The sequence below is a fragment of the Halobacillus seohaensis genome, assembly GCF_042663045.1.
GTDB lineage: Bacteria > Bacillota > Bacilli > Bacillales > Halobacillaceae > Halobacillus_A > Halobacillus_A seohaensis.
Genome location: NZ_JBHSZV010000048.1, coordinates 20,353 through 44,179, shown reverse-complemented (window position 1 = coordinate 44,179; position 23,827 = coordinate 20,353). Strand labels below are relative to the sequence as shown.

Sequence of the window (23,827 nt, the reverse complement as noted above, 5' to 3'; positions counted from 1 at the left end):
CCTGCAAAACAGAGAAACTGATAGGTAGTTTTTTATCAGTGTCTGTTTTACAGGGTCCATTTTATAATGTCCAATCGTTTTTTTATATTTTCTTGTTAAACTAAACCCCAGATTGTTTAATAAAAGAATGGCGGTTCCGTTGCTTTTTATCGGGGGATGGGAAACCACTCGCTTTCCGCGGGGAAGACGACAAGCCTCCTCGAGCTAAAGCTGAGGCCGCTGAAAAAGTGTTTAAATTTAATAAGAGCAGAGAATCACAGTCAACATGTAGCGAACACAGAAGACGACTTATGGCAGTAGGGCCGTTCATTAAAAGCAAAGGATGGGTGGATAGGAAACGGGGAGATTCTCAAGCCCCCCCATTCGATGTGTGAGAAACGAATCCCTTTCCCAGAAGGACTATTCTTCCACTATCCGTGTTCTATTGCAATGAATCTCTCTATATCAAGGGTTTTAATAGGACCGCCCGCTATCAAGATGTGCATGCAAACTTAGGAATGACTGCCTTTTCTTGAAGTGGTATCGAGACACTTATATGGTAAAGGGGCGGAGGGAAACGGGGAGACTCCTATGGGATGTGCGGGACAGCTGAGACCCCACAGGACGAAGTCCGAGGAGGCTCAGCGCCCGCCCCATGGAAAGCGAGCCGTTTCCCGCAGCCCCTACATTCACACAAACATCTCGAGTTCACACAATCTCTGATTTTTTATGCAATTTATATGTTAAATACCGATAATCGTTGATATAACAAGGAATCGAGTAGAAGGAGGTGACTAACCTCCGTCCTCTCACACCACCGTACGTACGGTTCCGTATACGGCGGTTTCATAAAATTCTAACGTTAGTTCAATGACTTCAAACCCATACGATGCCAATATTGGTCATTGAGGGTCCGATGGAGGATGGGGCTACTGGCGATGCGCCAGTAGCCCTTTCTTGTGTTTCCCCATTCAAAAGCTTTCGCTTTCGTCACACCCAAGGACATCAAGTTCTTCACTTTCGTCTTTGGCATCTTCCATTCCTTCCACCGAATCATTCGGAGTCTTCTTCTCAGCCATTCCATTATCCTTTTGAAGACAGAAGGCGTTTCCGCCAATTTGAAGTAGTTATACCATCCTGTAAGAAATTGATTGATTTTCTTTAACCGGAATTCCATATCAGTACTCCATTTTCGGCTTGTCAGTTGACGTAAACGTTGTTTAGCCTTTTGAATCGACTCTTTGTGGACGCGAACTCTAGCTTTTCCTTTCACCGAAGAGGTAAAGCTGAACCCCAGAAACTTACGTTTCCATGGGCGGCTTACCGCACTTTTCTCTCGGTTGACCTTGAGTTTTAACGTCTTTTCAATGAAGGTTGTCATATTCTTGAGGATCCTCTCGGCCGCACGTTTTGACCGTGCATACATTTGGCAGTCATCCGCAAACCGAACGAAGCGAATCCCTCTGGACTCCAGTTCTTTATCCAGTTCATCGAGCACAATATTGGAAAGGAGGGGACTTAACGGACTTCCTTGTGGTGTCCCTTCTCGGTTTGGTGTCACAAGTCCTTCTTCCATAATGCCTGCTTGGAGGTATTTACGGATGAGACGAAGTACCTGAGGGTCTTGGATACGAAAACTTAATGTCCGCATCAAGCGGTCATGGTTGACTCGGTCGAAGAATTTCTCGAGGTCGATGTCCACCACCCAGGTGTACCCTTCATTGATATAGGTTTTCGCCTGTCTTACCGCATCATGTGCCCGTTTTCCTGGTCGGAATCCATAACTTTTCGTGGAAAATATTGGGTCATACATCGATTGAAGATAGAGGTTAATCGCTTGTTGGATCATACGATCCATCACCGTAGGGATCCCTAGCTTCCGTTTGCCTCCGTTCGATTTCGGGATTTCGATTCGACGGACGGGAGACGGTTGATACGTACCCTTCTGAATTTGGTTGTAGATGGTGTCCCATTCTTCCGAAATCTGAGCTTTCAGTTCGGAGGTAGAGACGCCATCCACGCCGTGACTTCCTTTGTTCTTTGTCACCTTGAGATAGGCGGCATTCAAATTATTCCGGTGTAGGATGTGTTCCAACATGTTTCTTAACCTCCACGTGACCATTTCGTTCTATTGTGTGGCATCAATCCTCCACCCTAACGGCGCCCTCGAAGACTTCACTTCTCTCTCGTCGTTAGTTGGTATATTCTGTGTCATCGGATGACGCGTACGCCAGGGAAATAGTACTCATTTTATGATTCAGCCCTTCCCTTACCTTCCGGAAGGTAAGGTACTATGGCTTCGGCTGACTTCTGATGGTTCAGCGATTCTTTAGGAATCAGTTACCGCATGTGTACGGCTTTCCCATCAGACCTCCCCGGGTAAAAGCATAAACTTCCCTTCCACATCCCTGCCTCATTTACTGCCTGTCCCTTTGGTCGTTGGGACTTCGACTTGTTATGCAGACTCATCCCAGACAGACAGCCTTCTATGAGATTCGTGTTCCTCAGGGCGGAAGTTTGTCTCCGGCTTCCTTCAGATTCCAGGTTGCCCCGGACACCCTTGCCTTTAACTAGCGGCTACAACGACCTTCGCCGTTCGGGACTTGAACCCTAGAGTTTATACCCATGCCGGGCACACATAATAAGAGACCAAATCATATGCGATTTGGTCTGCTAATTCGTATGCTATTTCGTAAGTTCCTCCACCAAAACGGAACTACTTAGGGTAAAAGCCATCCCCTTTTCCTTTAATCAACCTCTACAATTAAAGGCCCATTAAAGAAGTATAAATAACTTCTTCTAATCGGTTTTTTCCATATTTTTTCTAGCGCTGTTCGGTATAATTGAATTTGCGTTCGGTAACGGTCTTGCAATTGTTGCGATGTTCCTTTACCTTCTGGGATAGCATCCGTTTTATAATCTACAATGAACCATCCATCTGCATAAGGAATGACGGCATCAATCACACCTTGGATAAACACTTTTTCGTCAGTAGGTTCTTGCCAATCCTGATAGACTTCATGTGCTGGCAGCGTCAAACTGAACGGAACTTCCCGCTCAATATGATCCACTTCTTGCAAAATCCTTCCGATGGGTGTTCGGAAAAATTCTGAAATAGCATGGTGATTAATTTCATCCGCTTCTTCCCGACGAATGACTTCCTTATGAACAAGATGCTCAACAAATTCTTCTACTTCTTCTGGAGTTCGCTCCTGATCAAATGGAATATGCTGCATTACCGTATGCATGGCTGTTCCGATTTCACCAGAAGATAACCCTTGTTTTTCCTGCATAAACCGTGGACGGGTCGTAAGTGGTGCTCGATGAGGAGTTAAGAGCTGATCACTTGAGTATTCATCGGCCACTTCACGCTGTCGTTTGATTTCGGTCACCGTTTGCTTTGCTCGAGAAGTTGCAGCTTGCTGATACGGATAGCTAAAATCAAGTCGATCAACTTTTGGATCTTCTTCTACTTCCATAGGCTTCCACTGCTCAATATGGTTTTGCAGTTTCTCATCACGTTGTTTTTCTAACTCCTCGACAACGGCATAGTCTCGCCCATGCGCAAGTTTGATTTGCCACTCGGAAGCATCCTTTTCAATTTCTTCTGCTGTTCTTACTTCTACACCATCTGCTCGTAACTCATGGCTATCCTGGTGCCTAATTAAGGACGGCCCTACCCAATCCAAATAAGATTTTGCCTCTAACCGATCGTGAGGAGGTAACACCCATTCTGAATCCTCAACATAGGTTAACCACTTTTCCTGTTTCTTTTCAAAGGAAGCTACGTTACCAACCATCACTAATTTTTCTTTGGCACGGGTGAGAGCTACATAGAGCACACGCATTTCTTCAGCTAGCAATTCTCTTAGCTTCACCCTTTTGAGTGCATGATAAGCAAGTGTCGGAAACATGAGGCGTTTTTTTGGATCAATGTATCTCGTTCCAAACCCATAATCTTTGTGTAATAAATAGCGATTTTTCAAGTCCATCATATTAAACTGCTTATCCATTCCGCCTAATAAAACAACAGGAAATTCGAGCCCCTTACTTTTGTGTATTGTCATAATACGGACAACATCTTCTTGTTCACCAAGAGCTCGTGCCGCTCCTAGATCATCTCCGCGCTCTTCCATTCTCTCTATGAAACGCAAGAAGCGGAATAAACCACGAAAGGAAGTCGATTCATATGATCGGGCTCGATCATACAAAGCCCGCAAATTTGCTTGCCGTTGTCTTCCACCAGGCATACCGCCAACAAAATCATAATACCCGGTTTCTCGATAAATCTGCCAAATTAAGTCAGATAGTGCTCCTTGACGAGCCCGCTCTCGAAAGCCTTCTAACTGTATTAAAAAGTTCTTTATTTTACTTCCTAATGCAGAAGAATCTGCAGCTTTTTTAATAGACTCATAATAACTTACCCGTTTTTCTTCTAAACGAAGTTTCATGAGCTCATCTTCATTAAGTCCGACAATTGGAGATTTCAATACAGACGCCAGCGGAATATCTTGCATCGGATTATCAATAATTTTTAACATGTTAAGCATGATCTTAATTTCAATGGCTTCAAAATATCCTGTAGACAGTTCGGCATATACAGGAATCCCCTGTTGCTTTAACTCCTCTACAATTGTAGAGGCCCATGGCATCGACCTCATCAAAATGACGATATCCCGATACTGGACAGGGCGCTTCATTCCCGTTTCCTTATCAACGACTTGCAAAGGTTCTTCCTCTCCATACCCGATCCAAGTACGAATTTTATCAGCATAAGCCCGAGCTTCCAGCTGAGCTTTCTCTAAATCCTCAAAGCTTTCATCTTCTGAATCTGAATCTTCTTCTTTAACTTCCCGATCGATGAGTAAAAGTTCAGCCTTTGCATTTTCTAAAGGGACTTCATCATACATACTGTTACTATAAATGAGTTCAGCTTCGGGCTCATAATTCATTTCCCCAACTTCTTTATCCAGAACTTGACGAAACACATAGTTCGTTGCGTCTAATACTTGCTTTCGACTTCTGAAGTTACGAGCTAAGTCTATTCGTTCCCCATCATTCTCTTCTTGGCCATACTGTTGATACTTATTCAAAAATAAGGAAGGCTCCGCATGTCTGAACCGATAAATACTTTGCTTCACATCCCCCACCATAAACAAATGACCGGCATCAGGTGCATCAGTAAGTAACAGTAAAAGTGTTTCCTGAACAAGGTTCGTATCTTGATACTCGTCTATGAGGACTTCTGAAAATTGATCATGAAAGCTTTTAGCTACCGATGAGGGAACCAGCTGATCTTTTGTCGAAGATTCATCTAGCAATACTTGCAGACAATAATGCTCTAAGTCAGAAAAATCAACGAGTGCTTTTTCCTTTTTAAGCTGCTGATAGCGTCCTTTAAAATCTTTAACCACTGTAGCTAGCTGGTTCATGACAGGATAAAGATCATGCATATCTTTTAGATAGCTATCTAGCCGACGATGAAACCATTCTTCCTTCATTCCAGTCCAACGCTTCTTATAACGATCTCTTATTTTCTTAGCCCGTTCCTTTTTCGTCTCATCACATTCCATTTTTTTGCGAGAAAGGGTCATAAATTTACTTGTGCTTATATAAGATTGCATCTCTTCCCATGAAACCGCTAATGCACCTTTTGCTTGCTGGACCATTTCAAGATCAGCTTCAGCTGTTTCACCATAACTTGACGGTCCATCTGGCTCTCTTGTTAAATCAAGGAGCTGATGGATTTCGGCCTCCATAGAGTCGAGTTGGCTGTGGACATCGCGCTTTAGAAGCTGTAGCCACGGAAGGTCTTCAGGATTATCTACTTCATCCGTCCTATACATGTCCACCATTTCATCGAGCCACTGTTCTGGCCAAGGATTTTGCGTGGCAAATGTATAGAGATCAAGAATGAGTTTTTCGACATCTAAATCGTTACGGTCGCTTGAAAATCGATCAACTACGTCAAAAAAGCGCTGTTGCTCCTCCCCTTCTTTTCCATACCAGTCTTCAAATAAATCCTCCAACACTTCCTGACGAATTAAATCAGCTTCAACGGAATCTGCAATACGAAAGCTAGGATCTAAATCTAGTAAGTAGGCGTGACGACGTACGACGTCCATACAAAATGAATGAAGAGTAGATATAGACGCATTCTGTAAAAGAGATAATTGTTTTTTTAAATGATGCGATTCTGGGTTGCTCTCTAAGGCCTTTCCAAGGGCTAATCCGACTCTATTCCTCATCTCTTGGGCTGCAGCATTTGTAAATGTAACAACAAGTAGAGAATCAATATCTACGGGGGATTGCTTATTTAATAACTTTTGAATAATACGCTCAACAAGAACGGCTGTTTTTCCAGAGCCCGCAGCCGCCGAAACCAGTATATTTTTTCCTTCTGTATAAATGGCACGTTCCTGTTCTTTAGTCCAGTTGACCACGGTCATTCTCCTTTCGACTTGCCATTTGCTGAATAACATCATCTTCATTTAAATCGTTAAGTTTACGATATTGATGATCCTCTAATGACGGATCGAATTGGCAAACGGCGCGAAATGGACAATAATCACAAGCGGCTTGCCCGCCTTTTAGGAAAGGATTTAAATCAACTTCCCCATCCGTAACCCTCTCTCCGGCATCCTTCATTAGATCACGAATGTACGCTCTTAACTGATCGAATTTTTCATTCTCGATCGTCTTCGATCCTTTATAAAATCCGCCCCCAGCCTTAAGGCCAGCTGGAATAATTTGACTTCGACCTTTTTCAAGACCCGTATCCATCATCGATACAAGATGCTCATCCTCTAGTAGTAAGCCCGACATTTTGAACTTTTTAAAAATCTCTTTTTCTACTTCATCATCGTCTAGCCATTGTTTACCTGAAACCATCGGATTATGCACATGGAAATAGAGCATCCCACCAGGCAATGCTTTAGATCCCAGCCAATGTTCAGAATTTGTTAACACAACATCTAAATAAGCAAGCATTTGTAAGGCAAGTCCATAGTAAACATCGACTAATTCCAGGCCTTTAGCACTCGACTTATAATCTATAATTCGCAAATATAAAGATTGTTCATGCAGGGCGCGGTCTACTCTATCTATACGACCTCGGAGCATGAGCTCATGACCATTTGCAAGGGAAAGCGATAAAGGAGGAAGCTTGGAGTCTCGTTCCATCCCAAAGCCTAACTCTAAACCAACAGGAGAAAATTCACTCTTTCTTGCCTGTTCACTTAAAATAAAAGCGGCCCGACTAATTACACCTTGTAGTTTATATTTAATATAGTGATGACGGTTTGAACTGTGTAAGATTTGATTTTGTAAAATCGGAGCCAATAAATTTGTAGCCTTTTCCGCATACTGACTTGTATCGGTTTGATTTAACTGGGAAAAATCTCGCCCTTCCTGCTGTACCCACTCGGTGATTTGTTTTAATGCTTCATGGAAGAGCTGACCAATGTCTGGGGCATCAAGTTTATACGTTTTTCTTTCCTGTAACTTAAGGCTATGCCTTGTAAAATATTGATAGGAACAGCGATGATACGTCTCCAGCTGTGAAACACTTGTTTTCACAGGGCCGTCAAACAACCGGTTTTTCGTATCTGCTGACAAATTAACGGGCTGATTACGGTAAAATAGACTTTGTAATACCCGATTTGTCAAACCTCCTTGCTCTTCCTTTTCCATATACCAATTAAGAACACTCCACCATACGGAATCCACTGGGTAACCTCTTAAATGGCGGGCTAACTGTGAAGTTAACGCCGACCTTGTTTTTACAGGTGTAGTAATAAACCTCGATGCATCTTTCAAATCATCCGGATCCTGTAACAAAAGATGATCTTTTATCATTGGAAAGAGATCATCTATTCGTTGAATAATTTGGGAAGGAACTTTCGACTTTCCTTCTTCATTACTTAATGGATAACTCATCCATAAATAATCCTTGGCCATAGTTAAAGCCAAGTACATATAAAACCGATCATCCAACAATTGACGATTCATTCCATCTGCGAGCTGTAATCCACTTTCCGAGAGAATTTCACGTTCTTTTTCAGAGATCATCCCATCTCCTGAAGGTTTCATTGGCCAGACTCCATCCGTAACCCCAAGTAAGAAAGATGCTTTGATCCCGATAATACGTGAACGATCAACGTTTCCTACAATGACATGATCCATACTTGGAGGAACATGAGCGAAGGTGAGGGCTTCTAATCCACTTTCTATCGTACTTCTAAATATTTGTAAGGAAATTTTTTCTTTACCAGCTATTTCCACAAGTTCATCTAATAATTGAAGCACAGCATCCCACACTTGTTCTTGTTCTCTACCCTGCTCAATTTTCCCACGATGATCATACAACTCACGCCATTTCTCTAACTGTGAAGGAACATCCATGGCAATCAACCAGTGGTAAATGGCTTTAGCTCGGTCAGCGATGGTATTGGCCTCTCGTAATGATTGATCAAAGGGTTGTAGATACTTCGTTACTTGATCACGATAAGCGTTAATTCGCTCTTGTTTTAATTTTTCCTCGTCTGTCTGGGATGCTTGTTCAAACCCTTTAAAACGCTGGTATACCCACGGTTGATCGCTAAACCATCGATCTCTCCTGCGAATACCATATTCCAAAACATAATTCTCCAATTCATCAATCGCTTCCTCATTTAATGGATAACGTTGATGAGTTGATGGAATAAATCCTGTTTTCAACAGACGGAAGACAGAATCGTAGCGGAAATTACCTTCAATTACGTCCAATCCCGATCGGATCAATTCAACCATGGGATGGTTAAGCATCGTTGGCTTTTCATCAATAAAAACAGGAATACCATAATCGTTAAATAACGTATCAATCAAGCTATGATAAATGTCTGGCTCACGTATTAGAATCGCAATATCTTTGTAGCGATACCCTTCCTCACGAACGAGGCGCAAGATTTCCTGAGCCACCCCCTCAACTTCAGCTCTTGGGTGTACGGCTTCAGCAATTTGAATCGGAACTTGATGTTCAAAAGGAGGAGCAGGACGTTCATCAAAGTATTGCTCTAAATGCAACAGTCCAGGTTTCTCTTGAAAACGACCTCGTTCAGGACTAAGCACCTCGACATCTTCAACAGCTAATCCTGATTCTTCCGCAAGTCCTTTTAACGCGAAATAAGTATCTTTCGTTTCATAAAATAAATCAAGCTCTTCTTGTTTATCAGCTTCAGGAAATTCTGTCGTTAACGTGACCCGAACGTTCTGGCACTTCTTTAACAAGGCTTCGATCACAGTATACTCTTGAGGAGTGAAACTGTGGAAACCATCTATATAAATCTCAGCATTTTCTAAAAAGGATGCATCCGGTATTTTATCAGCTAAAAGTTGTAATTGGTCTTCACTATCAATGTATTGCTCACGCAACGAATCGACTAAACGATCATAGATATAGGACAAGTCATCCAGCTTATCACGCAAACCTTCTTCGTGGCTTGTACGATGCACAAATTGATCCATAGCATTCATCTGGGCTTGCAAGGTTTCCGGGGTTACTTTGTAGCGTTTAAATTCAGTAATCATCCCTTCCAATTGTTCAATAAACCCCTGCTTTTCAATAGCCTTTTGAAAAACTTTCCAATCGGATGTACGCTCTTCAACAATTTTCCTTAACATCATTTGGACACCTGTAGAGCTTATGAAATCTTTCGTCCCGCCACCTGTTTCCTGAAGAACACGCCATGCTAATCGAGAGAAACTAAACACTTGAGCACGTATTGACCCTTCAATGTTTCCTCCTGTTAATAGGGCATATTCCTGCTGAAACGTCATTTGGTCCGGGACTATATACATTATTGGAGGCCCAGCTGGGTCTTCGTTAAGCTTTGTTCTAATTTCTTCTAAGCAGCGCGTTCCTTTTCCAGTTCCTGAACGGCCGAGTAAAAATTCAATGCCCATGATAAACCTCTCCTCTTCCCTTTCATCGTACCTTTAATTCTACCATTTTCCTTACAGTCAATGAAGTAAGCTATCTTGAAGAAAATAGAAATTCTTTGGTAGCACAAAGCGCATAAGCAAATCAGGAAGGAGAAAAAGTTCCGCTAAAATGGCAACATGTCGTTTTGGACACACCGAATCATTTACATTTAATTCCAAACAAAAAACGCCCCTTTCTTAAAGTAAACAGGGAAAAATTTTGTACGCAAATGTGGATGAATTGGATGGGAAACTCTGCTCGCTTTCCGCGGACGAACTTCGGGATCGCAAATTTGTAACCGTACAGAACTTTATATTGAAAAGTGCACAAGACAGTTAACTTAAAACGCTTGGATTTAATAACAATCCAAACGTTTTTGTGTACGAATTATACTTGACGCTTAAAGCTGTGGTTTGATTTACTATTTACAATGTTTTATATAAAAAAAAGTAGTTCAGTTAAGGGGTACAAGTTGTGTCTTTGTACTTCAAAACTGACTACTTATCTATTCTGGACGACTTTAAAACTGAAGAGCTACTTGCGAAAATGGCCAATAGCGCACATCTACTTTTCCAACAACTTGTTCTATTGAAACAAGACCAAACGACCGACTATCCAAGCTATCTCGTCGGTTATCTCCCATTACAAATAAATGTCCCTCGGGTATCGCACTTTCACCTGTGATACTTTCCAGTGTGAATTCCTTGGTAAACACTGCTCCATCATTTGGTCTTAGTACGTTTAGATAAGGTTCAGCAACTGCCTCGCGATTGATTTGTAGCATGTCATCTTCCATGGCCACATGATCACCAGGCAAACCAATCACTCGCTTCACATAGTCCTCTTCTTCATTAGCATGAAATACAATGACATCCGCACGATCAATACTTTGCCAATCATAAACTATTTTATTTACCATTAATAAATTTCCATCATATAGCGTGGGTTCCATTGATTTCCCATCTACTATATAACTTGCAAATAAATATGTTTTAAACACGAAAGCTACTAGTAAAGCGAGCAAAGCTGTTCTCAGGATCGCCCAGACTTTTTTCATTAGCGGTTCCCCCAGGTAGATTACTATTTACTCTATACCCTATCCTGGCCATACTTAACCACTACGATAAATTCTTTTTTCAGCTTTTTTTTGAATTTTTTTCTCCACTAACTTCCCTATAATCCAAAAAGTTAATATGCATATCCCGACAACAATTGATTTAACTGGATTTTGTGCAAATGAAGCTATACTGCTTCCTACATAAGCAATAGTAAATATCATGACGGATTTACCCAAAACGGCCGCTAATATAAACTGCTGTCGGCTCACATTAGATAAACCTGAGACAACATTAATAATCGACGACGGAGAAAAAGGAAAACACATCAGTAAAAAAAGTGGTCCAAACCCGTGCTCCTCCACCCAATTCATTACTCGCTTCACTTGCTTATGGCGACTGATAAAATGAAAGAATCGCTGTTGGCCCAATTTACGCACTAATAAAAATACGAGTACAGATCCTGTCACAGCTCCGATCCAAGAATATAAAAAACCTTTAAATAAACCATAGACAACCGCATTAGCCAGTACAAAAGCAACGAGAGGGAGAATGGGTAAGAAGGCTTCAATTAAAGGAAGAAGAATTCCTGGTAAAGGTCCAAATCGCTCGAGTTGTTCGAGTTGATCAATGGCGTAATCAAATAAACGATCATTCTCAGCCATGTATTTTATCTCTTCAAAATTAATCATTAACAACTCCATGACCGGCTCCCCTTATTGTTTACATTAATAGCGAGTACTCTTTCTTCTATTTTAATAGAAAAACTCCCAGATGCCTACTATTTACCAGTTTCTCCATGCCAAAATCTTTTTAACCATCAGCAAAATTTAGTTGCATATATTGGAGGGTCTCGTGGTATAATATAGAACAAACGTTCGTATAAGAGAGGGGGAGCAGCATGCGTCATTTAAAACAAAAAGAATTAGAGATTGCCTCACGATACCTCTTTTTATCTATGGCTATTACCGTTATACGTCAGGATCGCAAGCACTTCGAGCGAGGTAATTTCAAAATTAAAGAGCCCTATATGGAACTACTCGGAATGATGGAACTTGAAGGAAGAGAAGAAAGGAAATCGTTAAAATACCAAATGGACACACATAAACTACAAGTCATTGAATCCGGACGGAATGATTCATTTACTTCTTTTTTATTTTTAGCTCACGGATATGAAGAAAAAAGAAACTACTTTAATCCGGCTATTCGTAAGAAAGTAAAAACGATTTTATTTGAACTTATGAAAAAGTCTCTGCAACAATCTCAGGTTGAGAATGATAGTGTTTCAAGCGATCTTCCAGTTTGACACGGAATTGGGCCGTACGTTGTATTTGATTGATAATCATTCCGACAGATACAGGTACATTTACGGTATCTCCGTTCATAAAATAAATCGTTGTCGACTGATCAGATTCGCCTTTATGAGTTCGAATGTACTTAGGAGCGATCCAGGTACACTCTTTTCGTTTAGGGGAAATAATAGGAAAGAAATACATGTCCATCGCTTGAGATATAACAATCGGGGGTTTATGGGTAAAGCCAGCTACTTGTTTAGTACCAGATAATCGTCCTTCTAAGCTGCTTGCAAAATAACGGCACGACTGATCAACAATCTTTCCAGGATAGCCAGGGAGATAAAACCTTTCTCCATTTTCTACAACTTCAGTAATAATTTGACCTTGCGCATCATAATTTGCTACAAGAGCCATAGTTTGCGGGTTAACTTCATATTCTTTTTTGTAAACCATATCCATCCTATTTAACACCCTTTCTTTTCAAAGTGCGGCATGAGCGTTTTCACTTGCCACCTCTACTTTATAAATTTACCAAATTTTGATGGAAAAGTCTAAATATTCTTATGTTTTTTTATCGTTTTTTGTAATTTTTGTTATAATCTTAGGAAAAGAGAATAAATTACCTCTCACTCATCGTTTGTCCCCATCCTAAAAATAAGGAGGCTCGCCCATGTGGAAAAAGAAAAATAAGAAAGCAGTACAACCCTCATTAGAAGTGAAAGAGTTATCCATTCAAGACGTACGAAAAGCAGTTCATGCTTATGCTGATAACAAACCAAATAAAGTTCCGCTAAGCGTTATTATTAAACAGGATCTTACAATCGATTATGACTTACTTTCTCCGTACATCGAAGGCATTCCTCAAAAAACGTATTATATGTCCCGCGAAACCTACGAAATATTCGAAGAAGAAGATTTCGAACTTGCCCAAGAAATCGATCGTGTCCAACAAGCTGTAGATCTATATATTCAACAAAGCGAAGACATGCCTATTATTGATATGGATCCTTACAAACGAATAAGTTTTTTTAAATTGGAACGGCTACATTTATTATCTGAACGTCCAACAAGGGATTTTTATTTAACAGATGAGGAGTTTATGATTTCCTATAAGAAACCGGAATGAGGGAAGCTTGAAAGCATGAGGAAATAAAAAAAAAAAAATGCCAATGCTCGTATGAAGAGCATTGGCCAATGAGACGACTGGTTAACTTTTGAGTGAGGGAATTAATGTATGAAAAAGCCTTCGCTTCTTCATCATAACACTCATCAGTAAATGCATTACTGACCCACTTATGAACCGATTCATTAGTGGTGTGTAACAAATAAGCATGATCGCTTATCTAATTCTCATTATAGTATAACTCGATAAGCTCTTCACCGAAAACATCTTGCGGAGAACCGCAAACCATTGCGTCTTTTCTAATTATTGTCATACGTACATCAGCTTACACTCAAGCTTAATTCTGTGAAAGCTTATCCCTAAGGTTCTTCCTTAATATTTTACCTGTTGTGTTCTTAGGAAGTTCCTCCATAAAGTGAATTCTTGCTGGTTGTTTATATTTTGTTAATGATTCGCTACAAAACTCTTTTAACATCTCTTCATCCAAAGATGGATTGGTTGAAACAACGAAACTTATAACTGCCTCCCCAATTTGTGGATCAGGGGCTCCAACTACAGCAACCTCTGAAATATCTGGATGACTATATAGCACTTCCTCCACTTCACGAGGATACACGTTATAACCACCAACTAGAATCATATCTTTTTTACGATCAACGATATAAAAATATCCCTCATCATCCTGTCGAGCCATATCACCTGTGAACAGCCAGCCATCTCGAATTGACACCGCTGTTTCCTCAGGAAGCTTATAGTACCCTTTCATAACGTTAGGTCCTCTTACAACTAACTCTCCTACTTCCCCATGAGGTACCTCTTCCCCCAGTTCGTCCACAACTTTGTTTTCCACATTTTTGATATTTGTTCCAATGGATCCTGGTTTGCGAGGTTTATCTAATGGATTAAAAGCGGTTACAGGAGAAGCTTCCGACAAACCATATCCTTCTGAAACCCGTACATTAAATTGTTTCTCAAAGTCATTAAGCAAAGCCACTGGTAAAGACGAACCACCTGCAATACATATTCGCATATTTTTGAAGCTATCTACCTGTTCCTTCCCTGTTTGCAACAAATAGTTATACATGGTAGGTACTCCTGCAAATACTGTTGCCTCTTGGCCAGCAGCCACTTCGAAGACTTCTGCGGGAGAAAACTTCGGTACAATTAACACTGTCCCTCCATTCATAATTGGAGCATTCAATGCCACTGTTAAACAAAACACGTGAAACATTGGAAGGGTTGCAATTACACGGTCATCAGCAGTGATTTTTAGATAATCAGCAACATCTGTTGCATTGGAGTATAAGTTTTTATGAGTAAGCATCGCCCCTTTGGGTTTCCCTGTCGTACCGGAAGTGTAAAGAATTACAGCTACTTCATCCTGATGAAGGGTTGGGGTTTCAAACGAAAGATCGCCGTCCTCCACTGTTTTTGTAAACGATTTCATTTTTGCCGTTAAAGAAGAATCCGTTACTTCTTCTCCTGTCGTAGCAACAAAATAATCTTCAACGTTCAGTAAGGCATCCATGGGCTCAAATTTCTCCATAAGCACATCCATTGTAATGACACCTTTGACGTCCCCATTTTTCAAAATATAACTCATTTCATCAACTGTGTACGTAGGGTTAATCGGAATTACTGTAACTCCAGCTCGTAAAGCTCCATACAATCCAATCATAAATAATGGACTATTCCCACTAACTAAAGCAATATGGTCACCTTTACCATATCCGAATTCATTTAATTTCGAAGCAAATTTAGTTACTAAAGCATCAAACTCTTGATAGCTTACTTCTTTTTCATTAAATATGTAAGCTACTTTCTTAGGGTTATTCTGAGCGGTTCTTGTCAGTTGATCACTCAAGTTCATATGTTTCTCCCCTTCCAATGAATGAATGGTCATTCATTCACATATTTTAAAATACCCATACTAATTATAAAATACTGACAATTAATTAGCAACATATTCTGTTGTCCTGTTTGTGAAACTGAGTGTTTGATGACCTCCAAAGGCACTCGTTTATCGATGTTTCAGGGTAACTTATAGGCACATGGGATCCATTTACCGACGACCCTATTAAAAAAAGCCAACAGAAATTCTGTAAGTAGTTCCGATACTGTGGAGAAAATTTAAAATAACAGATGAAATAACATACTAAAACACACTATGTTTAGCACCATCTTGAAAGAAGAAATTTCTAGGGAAGGATGATTTTATGAATCAAAAGAAACATACTTAGCCGGGATTCTGAAAGACAAACAGCTAAAGAAACCGGCTTTTTGAATCGTTCCAGTACATTCAAGGCTGAAATTCTTGAGTCTCTGTACACTGTTAAAAGCAACAGCTTACATCATTTATGGAGCGCTATATCCTTTCAATTCAACACCTCGATCTTCAAACAAGCTCTGCATGAACATTTCAATGTCAACGCTGTTTCCTTTTTAAAACAAGGGTATATTCAATTAGCTAGTAGACAGTTAGGAATTTCATTTTTTTAGAACGAAATCCATTACTTTCATGCATTAGGATTATGATTCGATCCTTTCGTCTCCCGAATGATTATACCGACTATCCGGAAATTAAATTCATGGTTTTGGAGTAAAGGTGCAGTTGGAATAAAAAGAAGGCGGTTCCGTTGCTTTTTATCGGAGAATGGGGTTGTGTGAATATTGCCATTGAAATGATCTACTTGTGCCATTAATAGATCCTGTACTATTGATCTGTACTATAAATTCAGAAACGGTCTTCACAAGGAGAGGTGGTGGTGGTAGGCATACATACCAGGTAAGCCTCCTACACTTCATATAAACAGGCTATCACACCCGATTTTCAACTTATCTAATGGCTCAATCTGATCGCCATATTCCCTGTTCCTGATCTGTATCAGGCTTCAATTGGTGTTCACTAGCTTTTTCGGACCTTCTTGCTTTCGTGAGGGGAACGGAAGCATCGGATAAGCTAGTTCACGTGAGCAGAACGACTCATGTGTTAGCATCGTGTTGAGTAAGGATTTATTTTATAGCAAAGGTAAGACACATTCTCCTATGCCGGGGGTTCGTTCATTTCCATATCGAATGGGGTGTGGTTTTGAAACGACGAGACTCCCGCGGGAGAAGGGGCTAGGTGAGATCCCGCAGGGCGCAGCCCGAGGAAGCTCGCCAGTTCCCCCGCAGGAAAGCGAGTTGTTTCAAAGCCACACCTATCCCTTATACGGTAACGAAGCCTCATCATCTCGGAATCGAGTCTTCAACAATCCTGAGAAGTTAGTTTAAGAACAATCCTTTGATATATAAGGGGAAAATAAGAGACCAAATCATATGCGATTTGGCCTGCAAATTCGTATGCTATTTCATAGGTTTCTCCATCGAAACAGAACTACTTAGAAATTCTGCTGGCCTTTTTTTAATAAATAATATCCAAAAAGTCTTCCTTCGTGATTTTACCTAAGTAATGAGAGACATCTACATTTGCAAGAGCTTCAGATATTGCCTCGCGTTCATACTTCACTTCAAGTAACATTTCTTCAATTTCAGAAATATCACCTACCCCAAAGAAATCACCGTAAATTTTAATATTACGAATATACCCTTTAGCAACATCTAAACGAATATCATAGCTGCCAGCACCTTCCACCCGCTTCGTCTGTTGAACATTAAATTTCGGTGACTTACCGTAGTTCCATCCCCAATTGTTATAACGTTCTTTGGAAAGCTTATAAATTTCCTGCCAATCTTCTTCCGTTAGCTTGTACTGCGGAACATCACTAACATCTTCCACATCAAAAATATAACGAAGAATCAAACTTTTAAATTCCTCCATTGTAATGGGTTCTTCTAAAAATTCAGATATATTCGCTACTCGACTGCGAATAGATTTTATCCCTTTTGACTTAATTTTTTCGGTTTTGACATTCAACGAAGAAACTACATTTTCAATTTCTGAATCTAGCATGAGCGTTCCGTGACTAAACATCCGTCCTTTTGTAGAAAATTGAGCATTTCCTGAGATCTTTCGTCCATCAACAACCACATCATTACGTCCGGAAAGTTCTGCGGCTACTCCTAATTTATTGAGTGCTTCAGTTACAGGTTTTGTGAATTTAGCAAAATCATGAAAGCTATCTCCATCATCTTTTGTAATAAAGCTAAAGCTAAGATTACCAAGATCATGGTAAACAGCACCACCACCAGAAAGGCGACGCACAACATGTATACCTTGTTCTTCTACATATTTCGTGTTGATCTCTTCTATGGTATTCTGATTTTTCCCAATAATGATAGAAGGCTCGTTAATATAAAATAGTAAATACGTCTCGTTTATATCAAGATTTTTTAGCGCATATTCCTCAATAGCCAAGTTTATATGTGGGTCATTAATTCCTTCGTGATCGATAAATAACATCGTCTCATCCTTTCAACGTTTACTCTGGCCTCCATTGTATAGAATTCGACGCTATTACACAATTTATTAAGCATTCCCATACCAAGTTAGTTCATCTGATGCCAGTTCGATATTTCCCTGAAAAACATCTGTCGCTTCTTGTTTCAGCAAATTCAACTCACCAAAATGAGGTAAATGACTAAGCCAAAGAGTATCAACCTTGGCAGAGTCTGCCACAGTTGCCGCTTCTTCACTAGTCATATGTCCAGGGCCACTGCCATCCATTCCTTTATAAAAATTCGTGTCCGTAATCAGCAGGTCTGCCCCCTTGGAAAATTCCTCTAATTCCTTAAAATAACTGGTATCCGCAGTATATACCATCGTATCTGTACCATCACAGATCCTCATAGCATAGCATGTAACAGGATGACTTGTTTTTAAAAAATTGATGGTGAATGGACCGATTTGTAGGGGTTGTTCAGGATCAAAGGCAACTCCTTCTGTGTTCTTATGAGTTAACGATTTAAACGAGTCTATGTCCTCGTCATGTCCATAGATTGGTAAAATATCACTAGTCTCATGGATAGTGTTTTGTACGAGCCAGGCATACTGTAATACCCCTATGTCCGCTATGTGATCATTATGATAATGAGACAGTATAACAGCATCTAAGTCCGTCACCTCTACCTTTTGCTGCACTTTTGAAAGAGCCCCACTTCCGCAATCAACTAAGAGGCGAAAACCATCTTGTTCGATTAAGTAGCTTGACGTTGCACTGTTCACTGCAGGGTATCCACCCCAATAGCCTATCGTCATTACTTTCATTACATACCCACTCCTTATGACTTTTTACTTATTTTAAAATTGTTTTATAACAGATGGTTGTTTTTTGCATATTGTTATAATACAATGACTATACAATAACGAATTGGAGGCGATTGATTATGATGAATGTCATTGAATTTTTCCGTAACCTTCCAAAGAAACAATGTTCAACTTGTGGCCACGCTATTAACGAGCAAGCTGACTGCTATGGCAACATTTGCGACGATTGCAGTCACCCTGCACATTAAGCATAGTATTAGTCTTCCACATCTTGATTATTTTTGAACATGAAAATTTTCTGAGTAGCTGAGAAAGCTACTCTTTTTTTGTTTTTTAACGAGCACACTAAAAAATCCGCCCATTTAATGAACGGATTGAGTAACGGAAGATCGATCTGTTGAATTTCTCTTTAACAACTCGTACGGGTATACAAATCGAGTATGACGCTGAGGTTGTTTGCTCTGCATTTTTTCAACAAGTACCTCAATTGTCTTTCGAGCCATGTCTTCTACCGGTTGTTCAATCGTAGTGATCGAAGGGACCATTAATAGTGACAACATTTGATTATCAAATCCAACGACCGCCAAGTCTTCAGGAATTCTCCAATTCCCTTGAGCGGCTGCATAAACAATTCCTGCCGCTACTTCATCAGAACCTGTAAAAATACCATCGATATAAGGGTGAACACTTTTTAAATGTTCAAGTACTTTTTGTCCATCTTTAACATCTAGTGCCTCCGTCCATTTACTATCTGAGTAAAATGGAAGATTATGTTCAGATAGCGCTTGATGAAAGCCGGATTTTCGCTGACGACTAATATGGGTTTCCTGTCCACCGCTTGTAAAAGCAATATGTTGACACCCCTGTTCAATTAAATGAATCGTTGCATCATAAGCTGCTTGCCGATGATCAATGTGGACCATCGAAACTTGGTCTGTATCCATATATTCATTACATAACACTATAGGACCGGAATCAAGGAACGGTTTAATTTCCATCCAATCATTTGTAAAAGAAGCCATAACCACACCGTCAACTTGCTTCGTTTTTAATAGTTGCAAATAATCAAGCTCTTTTTGTTTTTTGTCATGAGTTTGACAAACAATTACTTGATAACCATACTTAGAAGCTTCTTCCTCAATTGCTTCAATTAAATGACCGAAAAAAGGATTGGTTATACGGGGCAAAAGAACAGCAATAGTTTCCGTCCGCTGACTACGTAACCGACGAGCTGATGAATTTGGGACATACCCTAGTTGTCTCATCGCATCCATTATTTTCTCTTTTTTATCTTTGGTGACATAGGGTTGATCATTAATGACTCGCGACACCGTAGTCCGCGACGATCCGGCCAACTTTGCTACATCTTCTATAGTAGCCATTGTAATTCCTCCTGATTCAGCCACATTTTGAAATCGTTTTCATATAAAATCATACTAATAGAAACATAAATATGCAAGAGGAAATTGTATGGAACCTGGTAGTAAAGAAAACCGCTGCAAATCATTGAAAAAAGAAAAGGAATTTGTTTATTGGTTCGGTATCTTTCCTCTGGTATTAGAGATCACAAGACAATGCGCCCCCAAATAAAAAAAGTGAAAAACAAGAATCGGAATAAAAAATGCTCAGAGCTTTAATACTCCGAGCATTTTTTATGTTGGTTTGTTGAACAAACGACCTCTTATTATGGAACAAGAACAAAGTGATACAGTTCCGTCGCTTTTGGTAGAATATGATGGACATGGTGAGTCCCTTAGCTAAGAGAAGGCTCACCGCACCCCCGCGGAACCATTCTATTTTACAAATTTAAATATTGTAAAACATTTTCCACAGCAGCTTCTCCCTGGTCAATACAGTCTGGCAGACCTATACCATGATAAGAGCCTCCAGCTAAATAAACACCAGGTAATACTGCTCCCATCTGCTCAATCACTCGATTCAAGCGATCCTTATGACCTACAGAATACTGCGGCATGGAATCACGCCATCTGGTCACTACAGAAAATTCCGGTGTTTCCTCAATATTCATAATCTGATTCAAATCATTTAATGCAATTTTAGTAATTTCTTCATCCGATCGGTCGATTACTTCTTGATCATCTGGCTTTCCTAAATAACAACGAAGCATAACCTTGCCTTCTGGTGTAGAGTGGGGCCATTTTTTATGGGTCCACGTACAGGCTGTAATACGGAATTTACTATTTCTAGATACAACAAAGCCAGTTCCATCTACATCTTTTTTAATCGCTGAAGCATCAAAAGCCATGGCGACGTTGGCAACAGATGTCGCACGCATGTCATTAAACAGATCCATAAAGTCATACTGGGATAACATGCGTTGGGCTGCAAAATATGGTGCAGCAATGATTACAGCATCCGCCTTTTCAACTGTCCCATCACTTAGTAGTAGATGATAAACATCCTCTTTTTTCTCTATATGATCCACTCCTGTATTTCTCTGTACTATACCGGGAGTTAGTTGATCATCCACTGCGTTAACGAGTGTTTCCAATCCCCCTTCAAATGTGCGGAACATACTTGGTTTGGGTTTATTTCTCGGAGTCTTTGATGTTGTTTTTCTTAATCCTTTAATTAAACTTCCATATTCCTGTTCCAGTGCATAGAAGTTTGGAAATGTGGATTGTAAGCTTAAATCATCAATATCTCCAGCATATATTCCAGATAATAAAGGTTCTATTAAATTTTCAACCACCTGATTTCCAAGGCGTCTTCTGAAAAATAACCCTAAGGATTGATCCTCTTCAACCGTTTGTTTCGACTTGATCAGATCAAGTGCCGCACGCGCTTTTCCAAGCGGGGTAAACAAACTTGAGAAAAGAAACGGACGAATACGAGTGGGAATTCCCATATAGGAACCCGTTGGCATTTTGTGAAGTTTATTATTCACTAAAATGTAGGATTGTCCCGTACCATTCGGAACGAGCTGATCCTCTAAACCTACTTCACGTGCTAAACGTGTAGCACTTTTCTTCCGTTCTAGAAAAGAATCTGGCCCTCTTTCAATTGTAAAGCCATCATGCTTCACGGTTTCAATTTTACCACCTAAATGTTCACTTTCTTCGAATAGTTTGATATCTAGCGGTAATTGCTTCTCCCGTTTTTCCTTTTGTAAGTAGTAAGCAGCAGTCAGTCCTGAGATACCACCGCCTACTACTACTATTCTTTTTTGTTCCATATTAAACCTGCTCTTCTATCTTATCGAGAACGACACCGGCTAACGTGCGAATGAATTTAGGATGAGTATTTGGCATTTCTGGACGATAATAGTTCGCTCCGACTTCATCGCAAACTACTTTACATTCATAATCATTGTCATACAACACTTCTAAGTGGTCGGAAACGAAACCTACAGGTGCGTAAACGAAAGAACGATAGTCTTTTTCATTAAAAAGATCACGCGTTAAGTCTTGAACGTCTGGGCCAAGCCACGGATCCGGCGTATTTCCCTCACTTTGCCAACCAATCTCGTATTGAGTAATACCAGTTTCCTCAGAAATCAGCTCAGCTGTTTTCTGAAGCTGGTCAGGGTAAGGATCGCCGCCATCTAAAATCTTCATCGGTAGGCTATGAGCGGAAATAACTAAACAAGCTTTCGTTTTCTCTTCTTCACTCATTTTTTCATATTCAGCTAAAATGTGTTCACTCCAGTAATCGATAAATCCAGGAGCATCATACCAACTTTCCACCGAGCGAATAGAAATCCCGTGTTTCTCTGCTTCTTCCTGGGCACGTCCATTATAAGATTTCACACTGAATGTAGAATAATGAGGAGCTAACACAATCGACACAGCTTCTTCAATTCCATCATCCGCCATTTGTTGTACGGCATCTTCCACGAATGGCTCGATATGTTTAAGACCTAAGTACATTTTGAAATCAATATCGTCCTGTTCTTCATTTAATGTATCTTGCAAAGCGGTTGCTTGGTCTTTCGTAATCCGCGCTAGTGGTGAAATGCCACCAATGGCATCGTAACGATCGCGAAGGTCTTGAAGCATTTCGTCAGAAGGTTTACGCCCCCTTCGAATATGTGTGTAATATCGTTCTACATCTTCTTCTTTATAAGGCGTTCCGTACGCCATGACGAGTAATCCTACTTGTTTCTTTTCCATGATCGTTCACCTCTTAATTCTTCTTTGAATAGTCGTGAATAAGTTGGGTTAACCGACGCAATGTTTCTGGTTGAATATCAGGTGTAACCCCATGCCCTAAATTAAAAATATGGCTTGGATGTTGCTTTCCTTCATCTATAATTCTTTTCGTCCGCTCTTCAATAACACTCCAGTCAGATAGAAGGAGCGAAGGATCTAAGTTTCCTTGAAGTGGTTTCGTAATGCCCATATCCCTCGCTTCAGTAATGGAAAGTCTCCAATCCAAACCTATAACGTCTACGGGGAGGTCATTCCACTCCAGTGCCAAATGCCTTGCACCTACACCGAATAAAATGAGCGGAACGCCTTCTGTGCGCAACTCTGTGAAAATACGCTTCATAATCGGTTTAATAAATGTCCGATAATCCTCTACATTTAAAGCACCTACCCATGAATCAAAAATTTGAATCGCACTGGCTCCAGCTGCAATTTGTGCACGTGCATAAGTTATTGTCGTATCCGCTAGCTTATCCATAAGCGTAAACCATGTTTCTGGTTCACTATACATTAGGGCTTTCGTCTTATTATAATTCTTTGAAGGTCCACCCTCAATCATATAGCTTGCTAGAGTAAAAGGGGCTCCAGCAAATCCGATAAGTGGTACGTTCAATTGCTCTTTCGTTAATAATCGAATCGTATCCATTACATAAGATACATCCGATTCTGGATCAATTGTTCCCAATTTCTCCACATCCGCTTTACTTTGAATCGGATTATCGATAACAGGGCCGATCCCTTTCTTTATTTCGACATCGACTCCAATGGCAGGCAAGGGGGTCATAATGTCTTTATAAAGAATCGCCGCATCCACACCATACTGTTCCACAGGCAACCGCGTAACATAGGCTCCAAGCTCTGGTTGATGGGTAATTTCAAAGAGAGAGTATTTTTCTTTTAACTTTCGATATTCCGGTTGAGAACGACCAGCCTGACGCATATACCATACCGGTGTATGATCTGTCGGTTCTCCTCTAAATGCTTTTAAAATTGTGTCATTAAATGATTTTGTCATTACAAAAAACTCCTTTATACACGT

Annotated in this window: 16 protein-coding genes and 1 pseudogene; 4 read left to right on the top strand and 13 right to left on the bottom strand. The window is 40.3% G+C overall.

Annotation, left to right across the window (positions count from 1 at the left end; translation table 11 throughout):
* Window positions 1–841 precede the first annotated feature (841 nt).
* The 5 genes from ltrA to ACFQIC_RS17325 all read right to left on the bottom strand — a co-directional run bounded on the left by ltrA (window position 842) and on the right by ACFQIC_RS17325 (window position 11,699).
* Window positions 842–2,077 (bottom strand): group II intron reverse transcriptase/maturase, encoded by a 1,236-nt coding sequence (gene ltrA, locus ACFQIC_RS17345; RefSeq protein ID WP_204711390.1) that lies wholly within the window; start codon window positions 2,075–2,077, stop codon window positions 842–844.
* 649 nt (window positions 2,078–2,726) lie between these two features.
* Window positions 2,727–6,422: a helicase-exonuclease AddAB subunit AddA gene (gene addA, locus ACFQIC_RS17340; RefSeq protein WP_204711391.1), complete on the bottom strand. Its 3,696-nt coding sequence runs from the start codon at window positions 6,420–6,422 to the stop codon at window positions 2,727–2,729.
* Window positions 6,406–9,921 carry a helicase-exonuclease AddAB subunit AddB gene (gene addB / locus ACFQIC_RS17335; RefSeq protein WP_204711392.1) on the bottom strand — a complete coding sequence of 1,172 codons (3,516 nt, stop codon included), beginning with the start codon at window positions 9,919–9,921 and terminating at the stop codon, window positions 6,406–6,408. Before addB ends, addA begins: the two co-directional genes overlap by 17 nt.
* Before the next feature lie 539 nt (window positions 9,922–10,460).
* Window positions 10,461–10,997, bottom strand: a complete 537-nt coding sequence (lepB, locus tag ACFQIC_RS17330) for a signal peptidase I (RefSeq protein ID WP_204711394.1) — start codon at window positions 10,995–10,997, stop codon at window positions 10,461–10,463.
* Window positions 10,998–11,051: 54 nt separating this feature from the next.
* Window positions 11,052–11,699 (bottom strand): TVP38/TMEM64 family protein, encoded by a 648-nt coding sequence (locus ACFQIC_RS17325; protein ID WP_390217519.1) that lies wholly within the window; start codon window positions 11,697–11,699, stop codon window positions 11,052–11,054.
* Between the two features lie 197 nt (window positions 11,700–11,896).
* Between ACFQIC_RS17325 and ACFQIC_RS17320 the strand changes: the two genes are divergently transcribed.
* The gene (locus tag ACFQIC_RS17320) at window positions 11,897–12,301 is read left to right on the top strand and encodes a YhjD family protein (protein WP_204711395.1); all 405 of its coding nucleotides are present in this window, start codon (window positions 11,897–11,899) and stop codon (window positions 12,299–12,301) included.
* Here the strand turns inward: ACFQIC_RS17320 and ACFQIC_RS17315 are convergent.
* Window positions 12,234–12,743, bottom strand: coding sequence for a competence protein ComK (locus ACFQIC_RS17315; protein WP_390217518.1), 510 nt, complete (start codon window positions 12,741–12,743; stop codon window positions 12,234–12,236). The two genes, ACFQIC_RS17320 and ACFQIC_RS17315, sit on opposite strands and share 68 nt — an antisense overlap.
* A gap of 217 nt (window positions 12,744–12,960) precedes the next feature.
* Here ACFQIC_RS17315 and ACFQIC_RS17310 point away from each other — a divergent pair, with 217 nt between their 5' ends.
* Entirely contained in the window at window positions 12,961–13,416 is a 456-nt protein-coding gene (locus ACFQIC_RS17310; RefSeq protein ID WP_204711397.1) for a DUF3939 domain-containing protein, read from the top strand.
* 334 nt (window positions 13,417–13,750) lie between these two features.
* Here the strand turns inward: ACFQIC_RS17310 and ACFQIC_RS17305 are convergent, their stop codons facing one another.
* Complete coding sequence (locus ACFQIC_RS17305) at window positions 13,751–15,283, bottom strand: fatty acid--CoA ligase family protein (RefSeq protein WP_204711398.1); 1,533 nt, start codon at window positions 15,281–15,283, stop codon at window positions 13,751–13,753.
* Window positions 15,284–15,633: 350 nt separating this feature from the next.
* Between ACFQIC_RS17305 and ACFQIC_RS17300 the strand changes: the two are divergent.
* Window positions 15,634–16,030 (top strand): annotated as a pseudogene (locus ACFQIC_RS17300) (IS4-like element ISHaha1 family transposase); the annotation flags it as partial.
* Between the two features lie 786 nt (window positions 16,031–16,816).
* On the opposite strand, the gene ACFQIC_RS17295 reads toward ACFQIC_RS17300, so the two are convergent.
* Window positions 16,817–17,815 (bottom strand): lipoate--protein ligase, encoded by a 999-nt coding sequence (locus ACFQIC_RS17295; RefSeq protein ID WP_204711399.1) that lies wholly within the window; start codon window positions 17,813–17,815, stop codon window positions 16,817–16,819.
* A 66-nt stretch (window positions 17,816–17,881) separates the two neighbouring features.
* Window positions 17,882–18,619, bottom strand: a complete 738-nt coding sequence (locus ACFQIC_RS17290; protein WP_204711400.1) for an MBL fold metallo-hydrolase — start codon at window positions 18,617–18,619, stop codon at window positions 17,882–17,884.
* Between the two features lie 119 nt (window positions 18,620–18,738).
* Here ACFQIC_RS17290 and yhfH point away from each other — a divergent pair, with 119 nt between their 5' ends.
* Complete coding sequence (yhfH, locus tag ACFQIC_RS17285) at window positions 18,739–18,867, top strand: protein YhfH (RefSeq protein WP_204711402.1); 129 nt, start codon at window positions 18,739–18,741, stop codon at window positions 18,865–18,867.
* A 114-nt stretch (window positions 18,868–18,981) separates the two neighbouring features.
* Here the strand turns inward: yhfH and ACFQIC_RS17280 are convergent, their stop codons facing one another.
* From ACFQIC_RS17280 to hemE, 4 genes are all read right to left on the bottom strand, one after another.
* Window positions 18,982–20,001: a LacI family DNA-binding transcriptional regulator gene (locus ACFQIC_RS17280; RefSeq protein ID WP_204711404.1), complete on the bottom strand. Its 1,020-nt coding sequence runs from the start codon at window positions 19,999–20,001 to the stop codon at window positions 18,982–18,984.
* A gap of 416 nt (window positions 20,002–20,417) precedes the next feature.
* Complete coding sequence (hemY, locus tag ACFQIC_RS17275) at window positions 20,418–21,815, bottom strand: protoporphyrinogen oxidase (protein WP_204711406.1); 1,398 nt, start codon at window positions 21,813–21,815, stop codon at window positions 20,418–20,420.
* Between the two features lies 1 nt (window position 21,816).
* Window positions 21,817–22,752 (bottom strand): ferrochelatase, encoded by a 936-nt coding sequence (gene hemH / locus ACFQIC_RS17270; RefSeq protein WP_204711409.1) that lies wholly within the window; start codon window positions 22,750–22,752, stop codon window positions 21,817–21,819.
* A 13-nt stretch (window positions 22,753–22,765) separates the two neighbouring features.
* Window positions 22,766–23,803: a uroporphyrinogen decarboxylase gene (gene hemE / locus ACFQIC_RS17265; RefSeq protein ID WP_204711411.1), complete on the bottom strand. Its 1,038-nt coding sequence runs from the start codon at window positions 23,801–23,803 to the stop codon at window positions 22,766–22,768.
* Window positions 23,804–23,827: the final 24 nt, after the last annotated feature.